This window comes from Nostoc sp. UIC 10630 (assembly GCF_010747425.1).
Lineage (GTDB): Bacteria > Cyanobacteriota > Cyanobacteriia > Cyanobacteriales > Nostocaceae > Nostoc.
On record NZ_JAAGOG010000016.1, the window covers coordinates 1 to 14408 of the forward strand.

15 protein-coding genes are annotated in these 14408 nt (G+C 43.6%); 11 read left to right on the forward strand and 4 right to left on the reverse strand.

Going from position 1 to position 14408, the window contains the following annotated elements:
- Nucleotides 1-200 precede the first annotated feature (200 nt).
- The 10 genes from G1O98_RS06545 to G1O98_RS06590 all read left to right on the forward strand — a co-directional run bounded on the left by G1O98_RS06545 (nucleotide 201) and on the right by G1O98_RS06590 (nucleotide 10735).
- Nucleotides 201-443, forward strand: coding sequence for a CTB family bacteriocin (locus tag G1O98_RS06545; protein WP_163927819.1), 243 nt, complete (start codon nucleotides 201-203; stop codon nucleotides 441-443).
- Nucleotides 444-507: 64 nt separating this feature from the next.
- Nucleotides 508-768, forward strand: coding sequence for a CTB family bacteriocin (locus G1O98_RS06550; protein WP_163927821.1), 261 nt, complete (start codon nucleotides 508-510; stop codon nucleotides 766-768).
- A 29-nt stretch (nucleotides 769-797) separates the two neighbouring features.
- Nucleotides 798-1037, forward strand: a complete 240-nt coding sequence (locus tag G1O98_RS06555; RefSeq protein ID WP_163927823.1) for a hypothetical protein — start codon at nucleotides 798-800, stop codon at nucleotides 1035-1037.
- Nucleotides 1038-1087: 50 nt separating this feature from the next.
- Nucleotides 1088-1459: a CTB family bacteriocin gene (locus tag G1O98_RS06560; protein WP_163927825.1), complete on the forward strand. Its 372-nt coding sequence runs from the start codon at nucleotides 1088-1090 to the stop codon at nucleotides 1457-1459.
- A gap of 137 nt (nucleotides 1460-1596) precedes the next feature.
- A complete protein-coding gene (locus G1O98_RS06565) occupies nucleotides 1597-1830 on the forward strand; it encodes a hypothetical protein (protein WP_163927827.1) in 234 nt (77 codons plus the stop codon).
- 187 nt (nucleotides 1831-2017) lie between these two features.
- Entirely contained in the window at nucleotides 2018-3115 is a 1098-nt protein-coding gene (locus G1O98_RS06570) for a cyclic nucleotide-binding domain-containing protein (RefSeq protein WP_163927830.1), read from the forward strand.
- 190 nt (nucleotides 3116-3305) lie between these two features.
- A complete protein-coding gene (locus tag G1O98_RS06575) occupies nucleotides 3306-4748 on the forward strand; it encodes an NHLP bacteriocin system secretion protein (protein ID WP_163927832.1) in 1443 nt (480 codons plus the stop codon).
- A 2-nt stretch (nucleotides 4749-4750) separates the two neighbouring features.
- Nucleotides 4751-6994, forward strand: coding sequence for an NHLP family bacteriocin export ABC transporter peptidase/permease/ATPase subunit (locus G1O98_RS06580; RefSeq protein ID WP_163927834.1), 2244 nt, complete (start codon nucleotides 4751-4753; stop codon nucleotides 6992-6994).
- Nucleotides 6995-7196: 202 nt separating this feature from the next.
- A complete protein-coding gene (locus G1O98_RS06585; RefSeq protein ID WP_163927836.1) occupies nucleotides 7197-10124 on the forward strand; it encodes an NHLP bacteriocin export ABC transporter permease/ATPase subunit in 2928 nt (975 codons plus the stop codon).
- Between the two features lie 26 nt (nucleotides 10125-10150).
- A complete protein-coding gene (locus tag G1O98_RS06590; RefSeq protein WP_163927838.1) occupies nucleotides 10151-10735 on the forward strand; it encodes a DUF3455 domain-containing protein in 585 nt (194 codons plus the stop codon).
- Nucleotides 10736-10976: 241 nt separating this feature from the next.
- Here G1O98_RS06590 and G1O98_RS06595 read toward each other — a convergent pair whose 3' ends face one another.
- The 3 genes from G1O98_RS06595 to G1O98_RS06605 all read right to left on the reverse strand — a co-directional run bounded on the left by G1O98_RS06595 (nucleotide 10977) and on the right by G1O98_RS06605 (nucleotide 13169).
- Nucleotides 10977-11669, reverse strand: a complete 693-nt coding sequence (locus tag G1O98_RS06595) for a response regulator transcription factor (RefSeq protein WP_163927840.1) — start codon at nucleotides 11667-11669, stop codon at nucleotides 10977-10979.
- A gap of 32 nt (nucleotides 11670-11701) precedes the next feature.
- Complete coding sequence (locus tag G1O98_RS06600) at nucleotides 11702-12115, reverse strand: hypothetical protein (RefSeq protein ID WP_175586564.1); 414 nt, start codon at nucleotides 12113-12115, stop codon at nucleotides 11702-11704.
- 379 nt (nucleotides 12116-12494) lie between these two features.
- Nucleotides 12495-13169, reverse strand: a complete 675-nt coding sequence (locus tag G1O98_RS06605; RefSeq protein ID WP_114085737.1) for a LuxR C-terminal-related transcriptional regulator — start codon at nucleotides 13167-13169, stop codon at nucleotides 12495-12497.
- Between the two features lie 107 nt (nucleotides 13170-13276).
- Between G1O98_RS06605 and G1O98_RS06610 the strand changes: the two genes are divergently transcribed.
- Nucleotides 13277-13933 (forward strand): DUF3386 domain-containing protein, encoded by a 657-nt coding sequence (locus tag G1O98_RS06610; RefSeq protein WP_163927842.1) that lies wholly within the window; start codon nucleotides 13277-13279, stop codon nucleotides 13931-13933.
- Between the two features lie 184 nt (nucleotides 13934-14117).
- Here G1O98_RS06610 and G1O98_RS06615 read toward each other — a convergent pair whose 3' ends face one another.
- Nucleotides 14118-14408 (reverse strand): hypothetical protein, encoded by a 291-nt coding sequence (locus G1O98_RS06615; protein ID WP_163927844.1) that lies wholly within the window; start codon nucleotides 14406-14408, stop codon nucleotides 14118-14120.

Genomic DNA, 14408 nt, shown 5'->3' on the forward strand with positions numbered 1-14408 from the left:
GGCGGTATTAGTTCTTTGAACACTCAGCAAACTGCTGTATCTCATCAAAGTTTGCACGAAATCAAAGCAACTGGCTTCTTTCCTACCACTCTTGAAAAATAGTAACTAATTACACAGGGCAGAACTCAATAAAGCAGATTGCTTTATTGAACACAGATAGAACACACATTAAACACATTACACATTAAGGAGAAAACATCATGTCTGACAACATTCAACCCGTAGAATTATCTGCTGAAGAATTGGACAACGTAGCTGGTGGTGCTTTTAGCTATGTCGATGCTGACAACTACAACGCAATTGATCAGCAAGCGGGTGCAACTGTTCTCGGCGCTAATGGTGGTATTAGTTCTTTGAACACTCAGCAAACTGCTGTATCTCATCAAAGTTTGCACGAAATCAAAGCAACTGGTGTCATTCCTCCCACTCTTGAAAGTTACTAACCAGAACTTAATAAAGCGTTCTGCTTGATAAACAATACACATCATAAATTAAGGACAAAACATCATGTCTGATAACATTAAGCCCGTAGAATTATCTTCTGAAGAACTAGATAACGTTGCTGGTGGTGCTTTTAGCTTTGTCGATGCTCACAACTTCAACTTTTCGGATAAGCAAAGTAGTGCAGTGATTATCGGTGCTGATGGCGGCATTGCATCCTTCAACAGTCAGGAAACTACTATATCTAAACAAGATTTGCACGAAATCAAATTCACTGGAGAAGAATTTCCTAGCGGAATTCCTAGTAATTTATTTCTAGGCTCATAATCAACACCATAAGGAGAAGGACAACGATCATGGAAAATGTGCAGCCTAATGAAATACTGGAACTATCCAATCAAGAACTTGATTATATTGCCGGTGGCGCAACTAGCGATGTCTTTGGAACAAACGCAAATGCCATAGATTCTCAGTTTGGTTTTGTGGAAATTCCTAAAGAAGGCGGCATTAAGAGCGTTACCTTTCAAGTGAGCGTTTTCTCTGAGCAAGACCTTAGAGAGTTTAAGGAAGCGGGTATTTCTAGCCCTGAAGCTTGAGCTGGATTTCTCAGTTTGACGAATTTCGGGAGCAGGAGGGGTTGTTAACCATGAGCCTAGCAGCCAATCGGTTAACTCCCTCCGCCTTATTTAACTTTAACACGTGGGGTCAAGGAGCTTCTATGTCAGGTGACGAAATTACTCCGAATGATGAAGCGATCGAACTATCAGATGAAGAGTTAGACGATGTAGCTGGTGGTTTTAATTTGCAGTTTACATCTACACGATTTCACAGATCGACAAGGGGATTTAGCCAACAAATATCACGAGGACGAGGGTTTCACTCAAAACGGTCGGCTTTTCATGCAGAGACAACAGACTCTTCTGTGTTCCACCTCTCCATCACCGACGCGACAACAGAGGATCTAAAGGTTCTTGGTGAATTGTTTGGAGATATATCTGCGATCGAAGGTTCTACATAAACGGAGTTTCTCAAATCAATCAATTGCAGTTGAGCAAAACTTGTCCAACTGCTTTCTGAAATTATTCTTGTGTGATTAATAATTTCACTTTCATAAACTTAGGTCAATTTATTAATAAATGAAATGACAAGGAAAAAATGGCAATGGAAAACAAAAAGCAAAATGAATCACAAGAGCTATCGCCTCAAGAACTCGCAAATATTTCGGGTGGTATTGCCGTAGGTGAGCATTATCCAGGTGAGTATCCTACGGACGAGAAATATAACAATCTGTCTGAAGCGATCGCAAACAAGCTTGAGAATATAAAGCTTCCTTATTGGAATGACAATAAACCAATAAGCGTTGAGCCGAATGAAGGTCGCGGTGATTGATGCTAAAAACCTGTAGCAACTCATCAACCTAGTTAATCGCGCAATGGGGAGTTGAACAATTCAAAATTCAAAATTGCGGAAAGTCTAAGTTAAGGCTTTTCTATATCTGAACCATAAATTAAATTACGAATTACGAATTACCCCTCTCCATTTCTCTCCCGTCAGCAGAACACAAGGAAGTTAAATTATGACAGAAGTTCTACTTAAGGAACTGACAAATAGCGATATTGACTGGATCTTGGCAACGGGTCAAAGAGAAGAAATTACTGCTGGTACGACCCTCATCCGCCAGGGAACACCTGTTGATGCCCTCTACATTCTGCTTGATGGTGCATTAAGCGTTTCTGTCGCTCAGGCTGACGATAATCCTATTGGTCGGGCATTTGCCGCCCTTGAAGGTGGCGAACTATCAGGACGAGAGGTTGCACTGCTGGCAAATGGTGAAGTTGTAGGAGAAATGCCATTTTTAGCCTCCTACCAGTCTTCCACTACAGTCAAAGCTGCTAGAAAGTCCCTTGTGTTGATGATTCCTCAGCAGCAGTTGATTCAAAAATTGCAAGAAGATGTCACATTTGCTGCTCATTTTTATCGAGCGATCGCAGTTCTACTTGCTCACCGCTTAGAACAGATGATCGGTCAAATTGGCCAAAGCACAGTCGTGCTTTTTCAGCCCCAAATTCGAGAAATCTTATTTACATTTGCAGAATTAAATGATAGCGATATTGGTTGGATGATTGTTGCAGGCAATGCTATGAGACTTCCTGCGGGAACGGTGTTGTTTCAAGCCGGAAGACCCGTTGACGCTCTCTATATTTTATTAGATGGCAAGATGGTGGCTTCCATTGCTGAAGATACAAGCAATCCTCTCACCCGCGCCTTTTCAACTTTAGAACAGACAGATCATATTGAACGGGAGTTTGCTCAATTATCACGGGGTGACATAGTTGGCGAAACGCCCTTTGTCGAAGCCAGTCCACCCGCGATGACAATTCGGGCGGTTGAGGATGCGACTGTGTTATCGATTCCCAGATGGCGACTTTCTGCCAAATTGCTACACGATGTGGGTTTTGCTGCCCGATTTTATCGAGTCTTAGCGATTTTGTTAGCAGATAAACAGCAAGGAATTATCAATAGTCTGGGTTACGGCAGGATTAACTATAGCTCAGGTAAATCTTTAGATGAACGCTTGACTTATGAAGATGAACTGAGTTCGAGCTTTTTGGCTCAAGTGACATTGGCGGGGACTCGATTTGATTGGATGCTGAAGCAGATTCGCGGGAATTGAACTGGGGACTGGGGACTGGTGACTAGGGATTGGGGATTGGGTATTAGGAAAAATTTACTCTTTATCTCTATCTCTAATCTCTATCTCTGTTGTCTTTAGCTTTTAATTTTAAAGTATCCAATTCCCAATTCCCCATTCCCAATTCCCAATTCCCTAATATACAAATTTCTACAACTTGAATGGAGTCAGTATGGTAACGACCAACAAAAGCAATCTATTCCGCAAAGAAGCACTCGATCGTTTATCCTCCCCGGAGCGGCTCGATCAACTCATGCAGGTGGTTCAACCAAAGAAGTGGATTCCGTTAACTGCGATGGGATCTCTAATTGCTGTTGGACTTGTTTGGAGTGTTTTTGGTCGCATTCCCATTACTGTAGCTGGACAAGGCGTAGTGGTTTTTCCTAGCAAAGTTGTTGGATTCCAGTCTCCTAGTTCCGGCCAGATTCTCATGCTTTTTGTTCGTACAGGCGATGAGGTGAAGAAAGGACAGGTGCTAGCGACAATCGACCAAACTGAACTTCAAGATAAGTTGAAACTTGCACGAGTCAAGCTTGCTCAACTTCAGGAACAAGACCAAAATGCAAATACACTTCAACTTCAGCGAACGGTTTTAGATAAGGGTGCAATTGGGCAACAACGTCAAGCACTCCTGCAAACTCTCAAGACAACCCAATCACTAACGCCAATTCTCAGAAGTAAAGGTCTGGAGTCGATTCGGCAAGAGCGTCAGAACTTACAGGAACAGTTGCAGACAACGCGAGATTTGATGCCCACGTTCAAAGAACGATTTGACATTCGCCAAAAGTTACGCGAAGAAGGAGCCGTTTCGAGTGATACCGTTCTTCAGGCGCAACAGGAATTTCTCAACAGTAAAACCAAAATCAATGAAATCGAATCGCAACTCAAACAACTTAATGTAAAAGAAGCGGATGCAGAACGAGAATTCTTAGCAAATATCAACTCAACTAAAGAACTGCAAGCACAGTTAGCAGTATTAGATAGTAAGTTTGCTGGGCAAGCAGAACAAGATTTAGCTATTTCTACTAATCGCAGAAAAGAAATTCAAGACACCCAGCGAGCGATCGCAGAATTAAAATTAGAAATCAAAGCAAACAGCCAGGTAACTAGCAATTTCAATGGACGAATTCTCGAACTTTCTGCTGTTCCTGGACAAACCCTGGAAAAGGGCGCTCGCATTGGCACAATCGAAGCTAGAGACTCTGGGAATAAGTTAGTTGGGGTGGCATTCTTCCCAGTCAGCGAAGGCAAAAAGATTCAAAAAGGTATGGAGTTGCAAGTCACTCCTTCGACCGTTAAACGAGAACGCTTTGGTGGTATTATCGGGAAAGTCACAAGTATTTCTGCATTTCCGGTTAGTAAGGAAAGCGCATCAAGTGTTGTCGGTGGTCTTGAAGTTTTACAAGGGTTAACCACAGAAGGCGCACAAATCCAAGTTTTTGCGGAACTTGAGCCAGATCCTTCGACTAAAAGCCGTTTTCGGTGGTCATCCTCTAAAGGGCCAAATAGCCAAATTACACCGGGAACCACGACCTCAGTGCGCGTGAAAGTGGATGAACAATCCCCGATTTCCTTTGTGTTTCCGATTCTGCGATCGTGGAGTGGAATGTATTGATTATGCGGCAAATTCAATCACAAATTGGGCTTAAATTTAAAAAATTTCAACGACTCATCAGCCGTCCCGATCGCCGTCGTCGGACTCCCACCCTCTTACAAATGGAGGCAGTGGAATGCGGTGCAGCCGCACTGGGAATTATTTTAGGATACTACGATCGCATTGTGCCGCTTGCAGAACTGCGTCAAGCTTGTGGTGTTTCACGGGATGGCAGTAAAGCATCTAATATTCTCAATGCGGCTCGCAGCTACGGATTGCAGGCAAAAGGCTTTAAGGTCGATTTGGCTGGGTTACGCAAACTGCAATGTCCTTATATTGTCTTTTGGAATTTCAACCATTTTCTAATCGTCGAAGGATTTGCCAAAGACAAAGTTTATCTTAACGATCCTGCCACCGGGCCCCGCACAGTTTCACTCCCAGAATTTGATCAGTCTTTTACCGGGGTAGTACTAGTTGGTGAACCGAGTGCAGAGTTCCAGCCAGGAGGACGGAAACCGAGCCTGACATTATCTTTATGGGATCGATTGCAGAGTTCTCTGGGAGCGTTGATTTATTGTGTGATCGCCGGCTTGCTGTTAGTGATTCCTGGATTAGCCATCCCTGCGTTCTCCCAAGCCTTTGTTGATAATGTCTTGATTGAAGGCAGAAGTGATTGGTTGCGGCCATTAATTTTAGGGATGATCCTCACAGCCATATTAAATGGTTTTCTCACATTGCTTCAGCTGCAATTTCTGCGACGCATGAAAATTAAGCTGGCTGTGGGGATGTCTAGCCGATTTTTGTGGCATATTCTACGGCTACCAGTGAGTTTTTACGATCAGCGATTTGCTGGAGAAATTAGCAGCCGTGTTCGCCTCAACGATAGCTTGGCAAATCTGCTTTCAGGAAGATTAGCGACGACAGTAATCTCAGCCTTCACCGTTGTCTTTTATGCCGCAGTCATGTTGCAATATGATGTCGTTCTCACTGCGATCGGCATTGCCTTTGTAATCGTGAATGTCAGCGTGTGGCGATGGGTTTCACGGCAGCGCGTCGATGCCAACTTGCGATTAATGCAAGAACAAGGCAAAGTCAATGGGGTAGCGATTTCTGGACTGCAAAGTATGGAAACGCTCAAAGCATCGGGGCTAGAGTCAGAATTCTTTTCGCGCTGGGCAGGTTATTACGCTAAAGCAATTAATGCCCGCCAAGAAATGGATACGACTAATCAAAACCTGGGTGTGTTGCCGTCATTTCTCACCTCCATTACATCCATGCTTTTGCTAGCGGTGGGAGGGCTACGGGTAATGGATGGCGTACTCAGTATTGGGATGCTCATTGCCTTTCAAGCCTTGATGCAAAGATTTCTAGAGCCTGTAAATAATCTGGTGAGTTTAGCGGGTGAACTCCAGGAAATGGAAGGCAATTTAGGTCGGTTAGATGATGTGTTACGCAATCCGATTGACCCTGCTGTAGAGCGAGACTTTAGTATATCGCCAACTCAACTACCTGCCGCAAACGTTCGGCTTCAGGGTTATGTTGAACTTCGTAACATCACCTTTGGCTATAACCGCTCTGCACCTCCCTTAATCGAAAATTTCAGTCTTTCACTTAAACCCGGTCAACGAGTTGCTTTAGTGGGTGGTAGTGGTTCGGGTAAGTCAACCGTTGCCAAGCTGGTGTGTGGATTATACGAACAGTGGGCGGGAGAGATTTTATTTGATGGTAAACCCAGAAAACATATTCCGCGATCGATTCTCACTAATTCAATTGCCCTAGTTGAGCAAGATATTTCGCTATTTGCGGGCACTGTGCGCGACAATCTTACGCTTTGGGATTCGACTGTGCCTTTTAGTAACTTGGTTCGTGCTTGTAAAGATGCTGCTATTCAGGATGTAGTGCTTTCCATGCCTGGAGGCTACAACGCTGACCTCGCAGAAGGGGCATCTAATTTGAGTGGTGGGCAGCGACAAAGATTAGAAATTGCCCGCACTTTAGTGAATAATCCGGCAATTTTGGTGATGGATGAAGCGACCAGTGCGCTCGATTCCGAGGCAGAAAAAACGATCGATCAGAGACTCCGGGAGCGTGGCTGTACTTGTGTAATTGTGGCGCATCGGTTAAGCACAATTCGCGATTGTGACGAAATTATTGTCTTCGATCGCGGCAAGGTGGTGCAACGCGGTAGCCATGAGGAATTGCAGAAAGTTGAAGGTAAGTATTTGCAGTTGATTCGCAGTGAAGGGGAAGCGGCTCAGGAGGAGTGATTGCAATTAAAAATTAAAAATTAAAAATTAAAAATTGCGGAAAGCTCAGAGTTAAATCTGTTGTTTTCATTTTAGAGAGTTGGTGTTGATTAATATTTGTCTGAAATTTTTAGCCTATCTCGGATGAGGCAAGAGGTAAGTATACACGTTAAATGCCAAAAATTATTAGATTTTATATTAATTTTATGGAGCAGGAATATATATGTTAGATCAAATTCGCAGCGCTACCCTGCCGGGAGAGTACTATCACTTCAAAGGCAATGAGCCAATTATTCTCAATGACCCGAAGACGATTTGGATCGTAAAATCGGGTTCATTGGCGGTGTTTGCGATTCCGGTGAAAGAGGGAATTGCTGAGGGAAGTCGCCGCTATTTATTTACCACCCGAACTAAACAGGCAATGTTTGGCATCATTAGTGATTCTCAGCCGATACCCTATCAACTTCTGGCGGTGTCGATTGAAGAAACGGAACTTATGAAAGTTTCAAGGAAAGATTTTCGGGAATTTATTGCCGATCGCAATGGCGAAGCCGTAACTTTAATAGAGGGATGGATTGAGCAACTAGGATTGGCGCTGTCTTCTATTACTCCACCTGGACTGCCGTTTCAAGAAGAAGGGGTTCGCTATTTCTCACTCAGCAATGGTCAGATTTTCCAACCACAGCGAGAGCTGGTATCCTGGGTACAAATTCAGCGTGGTTACGCAGTTTGGATGGGGTTTGAGCAACTGTTAGTTATGCCTCAATCAGGATTGTTGCCCTTGAGTGCAGATATGTGGTTTCAAGCTGAAGATACAACCGAGCTAGAAATTCTAACTACGTCTGAGATTGAGGATGGGAATACTCTGTTGAGGGGGATTTTCCAAATTCAAGTCTACTTTCTTCAGAGCCTTTTTCTTCTGGAACAGGAGGAAAAAGCGGTAGAATTAAACCGATTTCAAGAACGACAACACCTCAACGATCGCGTGATGAAGGAGACGCTGGGCGAGTTGTCCTCGTTGCTGCAATCTCCGCAAATTGGCGCTTCTGCTCAAATTGAAGCCAATGATTTTGACCAAGCTTTGCTCATCGCTGCGGGTGCTGTGGGGCGGACTTTGGGTGTGACGATTCGACCGCCAGCCAAGTCTGAAGACCTAAAACGAGTTCAAGATCCGCTACAAGCGATCGCTCGGGCTTCTCGTTTGCGAACCCGAACGATCAGTTTGCAAGGTCAATGGTGGAAGAAGGATTGCGGTGCGATGTTGGCTTACACGCTAGAAGATAACAATCCTGTGGCGCTGTTGCCTGTGTCTGATACGCGCTATGAAATTTTTGATCCAATTAAGCGATCGCGCACTCCGGTTAATGCTAAAACTGCGATTAAACTGGCGCTAACGGGATATACCTTCTATCGCCCATTACCTGATAAAGTTCTCACCACCATCGATTTACTGAAATTTGCTCTCCAAGGACACTACAAGGAATTGTTGATTGTCTTGGCTGCGGGTATGGCGACAAGTTTATTAGGAATGATCGTCCCCCAAGCTATGGCCATCTTGATTGATAGTGCCATTCCTGATGCCAATCGCGGCTTATTAGTGCAAATTGCCTTAGCGCTGCTAGCAACTGCATTTGGTAGCACCTTGTTTCAACTTGCTCAAGGCTTTGCAATCATGCGCGTGGAAACCTTTGCCGATGCTTCCACCCAAGCAGCAGTCTGGGATCGGTTATTGAATCTAAAAGCATCATTCTTCCGTCAGTACTCAACTGGAGACTTGAATTCACGGGTCAGCGCCATTAGCCAAATCCGCCAAAAGCTTAGTAGCACGGTTCTTAGAAGTATTTTCACCAGTTTGTTTGCGTTTTTGAATTTAGGACTGCTTTTTTACTACAACGGTTCACTAGCGTTAATTGCCACTCTTGTTGCTTTTGTCAACATTACTATTACTCTAGTTTCGGGAATTTACACTCTGCGGAAGGTTCGTCCCTTACTAGAGTTACAAGGGCAACTCTCAGGGGTAATGGTGCAGTTAATCAACGGCGTTAGCAAATTGCGAGTTGCAGGAGCAGAAGCCCGCGCCTTTGCTTTTTGGGGAAAACAGTATAGTCAGCAAATCAAATGGATGCTGAGTACCCAAGGCATTGAAGATGCTCTGGCTGTGATTAATAAAATATTGCCTGTATTGACTACAGCAATCCTTTTCTGGTTCGCCAGCAGTTTACTTCAGCAAGCCAATTCCCCAGAAGGTGGTTTATCTACAGGTGTATTTTTAGCATTTAATGCGGCATTTGGCACATTTATCGGTGGAGCTACCAGTCTCAGCGGCACGATTATAGATGTCTTACAAGTGGTTCCTTTGTGGGAACGAGCGCAGCCGATTCTGGAATCCAAACCGGAAGTTGACTCGGAAAAAACCGATCCAGGTCGGCTTTCTGGACGATTGGTTGTGGATCATGTGATTTTCCGGTATCGAGATGACGGGCCTTTGACATTGGATGATGTTAGCATTCATGCGGAAGCTGGGGAATTTATCGCTTTTGTCGGAGCTTCGGGGAGTGGAAAATCAACCCTGTTCCGATTATTACTGGGGTTTGATGTCCCGGAATCTGGCACGATTTATTACGACGGACAAGATTTAACCGGGTTAGATATTCATGCAGTGCGTCGGCAACTAGGAGTTGTGATGCAAAATAGCCGATTGACATCTGCATCGATCTTTGAGAATATCGCCAGTGGAGCGATGATCTCGATGGATGAAGCTTGGGAAGCCGCACGGATGGCTGGCTTTGCTGAAGATGTCGAATCGATGCCAATGGGAATGCACACGGTAATTAGTGAAGGAGGAACTAATATTTCTGGAGGGCAACGCCAGCGATTATTGATTGCCCGATCGCTAGTATTAAAACCCAAAATCTTGTTATTTGATGAAGCCACCAGTGCCTTAGATAACCGCACCCAAGCGATCGTCAGTCAAAGTTTAGAGCGTTTGAAGGTGACACGAATTGCGATCGCTCATCGTCTGAGTACCATTCGCAACGCCGATCGCATCTATGTGTTCGAGAATGGTCGTGTAGTCCAAGAAGGCAGTTTTGATCAACTCGCCAATCAACCAGGATTGTTTGCCCAACTGATGGCGCGACAAAAGCTTTAAAATCACAAATGAAGGAGATGTATACTATGTCACCTACTTTTTGTAAAATTATTCAGATAAATTGCAGCCTCGTTGTTTCGCTACTGATGTTGAATGGGTGGGGTGTTTCGATCGCCGGAACTATGGAGCCTGCCCAACGCATAGCGGATGTAGCTCCGATCCCTGATAGTATAAAAGTCCCAAATGGTGAGCAACTTCTTCTAAAAGCATTTGCCAAGGGTTCACAAATCTATATCTGCAAACCGAAATCAGAATCCCCTGAGCAGTATGAGTGGACGCTTAAGGCTCCCGATGCCGTGTTGCTGAATGAGCAAGGGCAAGATTTGGGCAAGCATTATGCAGGCCCGACTTGGGAAGCCAAAGACGGTAGCAAAGTTGTGGGGAAATTGAAATCTAAGGTAAATGCACCACAAGACGATGCCATTCCCTGGCTATTATTAGAGGCGCAATCTCATGAAGGAAATGGTATCTTCCGCCAAGTAAATTGGATTCAACGGATCAATACAGTTGGTGGAAAAGCCCCTGTTCAAGGGTGTGATAAATCATCCGAAAATCGAGAAATTAGTGTGAATTACACGGCTGATTATCTATTTTATAAGATTAAGCAATAAATATTAATAAACAAGAGAAAAATCCCCTTGTTGAGATGTTTTATATAAGAATTTTGGACTAGCCCTTTCAAGGTGACTCGTAAAATCTCTTTTTTCCTGTGCCTCTGCGGTTTAAAAGTATTTTTTCTAACCACAGAGACGCAGAGAACACAGAGTCAAGAGATTGAAGAGGAATTTTTTGACCAAAATTTTTACCCACTTTCAAAGGGCTATTCCTAGAATTGTTTTATCGCCCTCTGGTTTATTCTGGTAGTTTCCCGGCTAGTTTCTTTTCTTGATTGAGAACAGAATTTGCATAGATTGCCAGTTGCGATCGATTTTTGAGATTGAGGCGGTTTAAAATACTCGTTACATGAGTTTTTACCGTTCCTTCGGTAATATAAAGTTGTTGGGCAATTTCGCGGTTCGTTGCACCAACACCAATCAAACATAAAACCTCTTGTTCTCGTGCGGTAATTTCCGATGGCTTTGATGAAGCGGAATTTTGGTTAGCTGAAGCTGCTTCCGTAACCAATAATTTATCAAATAACCCCGGCCCAAATTGAGTATAGCCAGAATGCCCAAAGCGAATTGCATCTGCTAGCTCACTTGAAGGCATATCTTTTAGCAAATATCCTTTTGCGCCTGCACGCATTGCCCCTGTTAGATAAGAATCATCATCAAATGTACTCAAGACGAGAACTTTGATATTAGGAAAGTTTTGCATAATCAGTTTTGTTGCAGTTCGTCCATCCATTTCGGGCATCCGAATATCCATTAGCACCACATCGGGCTGAAGTTCTGCAACAAGCTCTAGAGCAACTTTACCATTCTCAGCATCACCGACCACTTCCAAATCAGGTTCCTGTTCTAGCATTGCTTTCAGTCCCTGACGAATGAGGCTCTGATCGTCAACGATTAACAGGCGAATAGGAGAGGATTTATCATTTTTCATGGTAATTATCTCTTTCTGGTTTTGATGAACGATCAATAGATATCTCCAAAAATTAATGAAGGATTACCTGAAACCCTTGTAGAAACGTTACAACATTTAACAATTTGGCATTGGGCATGGGCAATGCGTTTGCTCTCAGCAGGCAGCAAACTTATCACCCATGACAGCAACGCTGCAAAACAACTGCTCACATCCAACGCGCGACGCAACTCACCTTTTTTGGCTTTTGCTTCCTGATACCATTCTTTTAATCGTTGACGGACTGTATTTGCCTTTTCTGAGTTCAACTTAGCAATGAATTTTGACACTTTGCTCAAGCTACTTGATTTCGTCATCACCATGCCAAAACTCCATGTTGCCAGTCCTACCACTTGCGGTATCGACAGATTTAGCATTTTCTCTGACACTATTCTTGTCCACTGTTTGAGGTACTCATTTTTTAGCATTTGAGCCTCTGTTTCACTCTTTGAGTCTGCTTTTATTTTCTGACTTTGTGAATGAATACTCACACTCTTGTAAAAAACCTACACTTGTCAGCCCTAACCCCCCTTAAAAAGGCTACGGTGTACACACAAGTCAGATCAAGTTTTAGTTTTATCCCAATACGCTTGGGATAAACCAGAAAGCCCTCATGTAGAGACGCTATAAATCGCCGTCCTGAGAGAGAATGTACTCCTCAATTATTCCTTGACAGACTACTATTTCCTACTTATGTGTACACCGTAGCTTAAAAGGGGAGAAACAGAATCAAAGTCCCCCTTTTTAAGAGGGATTTAGGGGATCTAAAACTATTTGATACCGACAAGAAGACTTTTCAAACATCCTCTAAGAAACTTTGATATCTTGCAGTTTTGCCACCATTTCTGCACGCGCCGAAACCTTCAATTTACGAAACATCCTCTTCAAAGCTTGTTTGACAGAATTTTGCGTAATCCAAAGTTTTTCCCCAATTTCTGAGTTTGTTAACCCCTGCGCTACTAACTCGGCAATTTCTAACTCACGCGCTGTTAGAGGACTTACTAAAAGGGAATTGGATATTTGTGGTTTTGTCGTCCGTAGAGTCGCCATTTTTGCTGATAAATGGATGCATAATGCACTCAGATCAGCCAGATCGTTGCCATTAAAAGCAGGATTTCCCTTATCACGAGCCAAGTTAAGTGTTCCTACAAGACGACCATCGCAAACAATTGGCCCAGTCATTACGTGTTCGTGATCGGAACGCGAGCAAAAATGCTTCCAGTCTCCTGGTGATAATAATAACTGCTCATGGGCGGGAGCGTGACGCTCAACCACGTAGCGCCCGACTGGATTGCTTTCTAAGCATACTGCTGGAATACCCTGAACATCGATTTGGGCTGTTGGCCGATCATCTAGGAGATAAATACCCCAATTTTGCACACCAAAATGCTCACCAATTTTATCCGTGAGAGCTAGCCTTAATTCTTGCTCATTTCGGACATTGGCGATCGCATGAAATATGGCGTGGAGAGAATTAACCATAAGCATAAGTGTACCCAGTTGGGGACTATCCAAGCCTCAACAATTACTTCTATGCTAATACCAACGAAACTAAAACGCTAATTTACAGTAGCGACTAGGAGAAGCACATGACAGTTACACAACTCTCTGCTCAGGAACTTTTCCGGGCTGCTTATGAGAACCGCTATACTTGGGACAAGAATTTCCCCGGTTATACCGCAAATATTACCTATAAGCAAGATGATAAAGTATTTACAGGCAAGGTTATCATCACTGCCAATCTCAAAGCCGAAGTTTTGGGTGTAGATGACGAACCAGCCCAGAAAGCAATTCATGGTCAAGCGTGGGAGATAGCAATTCACCGCGTCCGCCGCAGCTTTGAAGACACTCACAGCGCCAATACCTTTAGCTATGGCAAAACTGACGAAACTGGTGCGGTTGAGCTTTTAATGGGTGGTAAGGCTGAGGGCGATAAATACAAAGTCCGCAATAATGAAGTGTGTCATGTTCACCGTCTCATCCACGGTACTTTCGTGACAATTGACACCTTCAGCAGCCACGACACCGGAGAAGGCTACTTGTCCCACCGCTATGACTCTGTTTACCATGACCCCAAAACTGGGGAACAAAAGGGCGGTAGAAGCGAATTTGTCGATGAATATGAAAAAGTTGGTGATTATTTTATCCTAAATCGTCGGGAGATTCGTACCGAGACAGCAGGAGAAACATCTATTCAGGAATTTATCTTCTCTGACATCAAATTGTTAGAACCTGTGGCTGCTTAATCTCTATTTTGTAGTTAAAAAATTAGCGATCGCTTCTTCTTAGTTTAAGGATGCGATCGCTTTTTTTTACATTCTGATTGATGAATATGAGGTTTTAAAAAGAGAGCTTGATATGAAGAATATCGATAGCTGAGTTAACATTGGGCTAAAGGGCGATCCGCTTTACTTAATAAACCTGTAGTGTTTAGAGGTTTTTTTGGTAATATTCCTCTATCGTACCTACAGCTTTTAATAATGGCGAATCTAACGGCTCAATCCAATCAGCCACTTCACGGGCCAGCCCAAGGGTTGAGATTCCTCCTGATGCTTCAAGTTTACCAAGCAGCGTCTTACTTTTAATAGATTCTAGGGCACCGATCAGATTGTTTAAACGCTCTGAATGTTTAAATTCTGGTTGTTTATCTCTACGAATCTGTTCGGCAATCTCAAGAGCTTTATCGAGCAATTTGATGAATTCTTCTGTCTTGTTTTCCAT

Excerpts from the sequence above, each read along its gene's own strand:
- G1O98_RS06545 (WP_163927819.1), top strand. The coding sequence starts at position 201 with ATGTCTGACAACATTCAACCCGTAGAATTATCTGCTGAAGAATTGGAC.
- G1O98_RS06550 (WP_163927821.1), top strand. The coding sequence starts at position 508 with ATGTCTGATAACATTAAGCCCGTAGAATTATCTTCTGAAGAACTAGAT.
- G1O98_RS06555 (WP_163927823.1), top strand. The coding sequence starts at position 798 with ATGGAAAATGTGCAGCCTAATGAAATACTGGAACTATCCAATCAAGAA.
- G1O98_RS06560 (WP_163927825.1), top strand. The coding sequence starts at position 1,088 with ATGAGCCTAGCAGCCAATCGGTTAACTCCCTCCGCCTTATTTAACTTT.
- G1O98_RS06565 (WP_163927827.1), top strand. The coding sequence starts at position 1,597 with ATGGCAATGGAAAACAAAAAGCAAAATGAATCACAAGAGCTATCGCCT.
- G1O98_RS06570 (WP_163927830.1), top strand. The coding sequence starts at position 2,018 with ATGACAGAAGTTCTACTTAAGGAACTGACAAATAGCGATATTGACTGG.
- G1O98_RS06575 (WP_163927832.1), top strand. The coding sequence starts at position 3,306 with ATGGTAACGACCAACAAAAGCAATCTATTCCGCAAAGAAGCACTCGAT.
- G1O98_RS06580 (WP_163927834.1), top strand. The coding sequence starts at position 4,751 with ATGCGGCAAATTCAATCACAAATTGGGCTTAAATTTAAAAAATTTCAA.
- G1O98_RS06585 (WP_163927836.1), top strand. The coding sequence starts at position 7,197 with ATGTTAGATCAAATTCGCAGCGCTACCCTGCCGGGAGAGTACTATCAC.
- G1O98_RS06590 (WP_163927838.1), top strand. The coding sequence starts at position 10,151 with ATGTCACCTACTTTTTGTAAAATTATTCAGATAAATTGCAGCCTCGTT.
- G1O98_RS06595 (WP_163927840.1), bottom strand. The coding sequence starts at position 11,669 with ATGAAAAATGATAAATCCTCTCCTATTCGCCTGTTAATCGTTGACGAT.
- G1O98_RS06600 (WP_175586564.1), bottom strand. The coding sequence starts at position 12,115 with ATGCTAAAAAATGAGTACCTCAAACAGTGGACAAGAATAGTGTCAGAG.
- G1O98_RS06605 (WP_114085737.1), bottom strand. The coding sequence starts at position 13,169 with ATGGTTAATTCTCTCCACGCCATATTTCATGCGATCGCCAATGTCCGA.
- G1O98_RS06610 (WP_163927842.1), top strand. The coding sequence starts at position 13,277 with ATGACAGTTACACAACTCTCTGCTCAGGAACTTTTCCGGGCTGCTTAT.
- G1O98_RS06615 (WP_163927844.1), bottom strand. The coding sequence starts at position 14,408 with ATGGAAAACAAGACAGAAGAATTCATCAAATTGCTCGATAAAGCTCTT.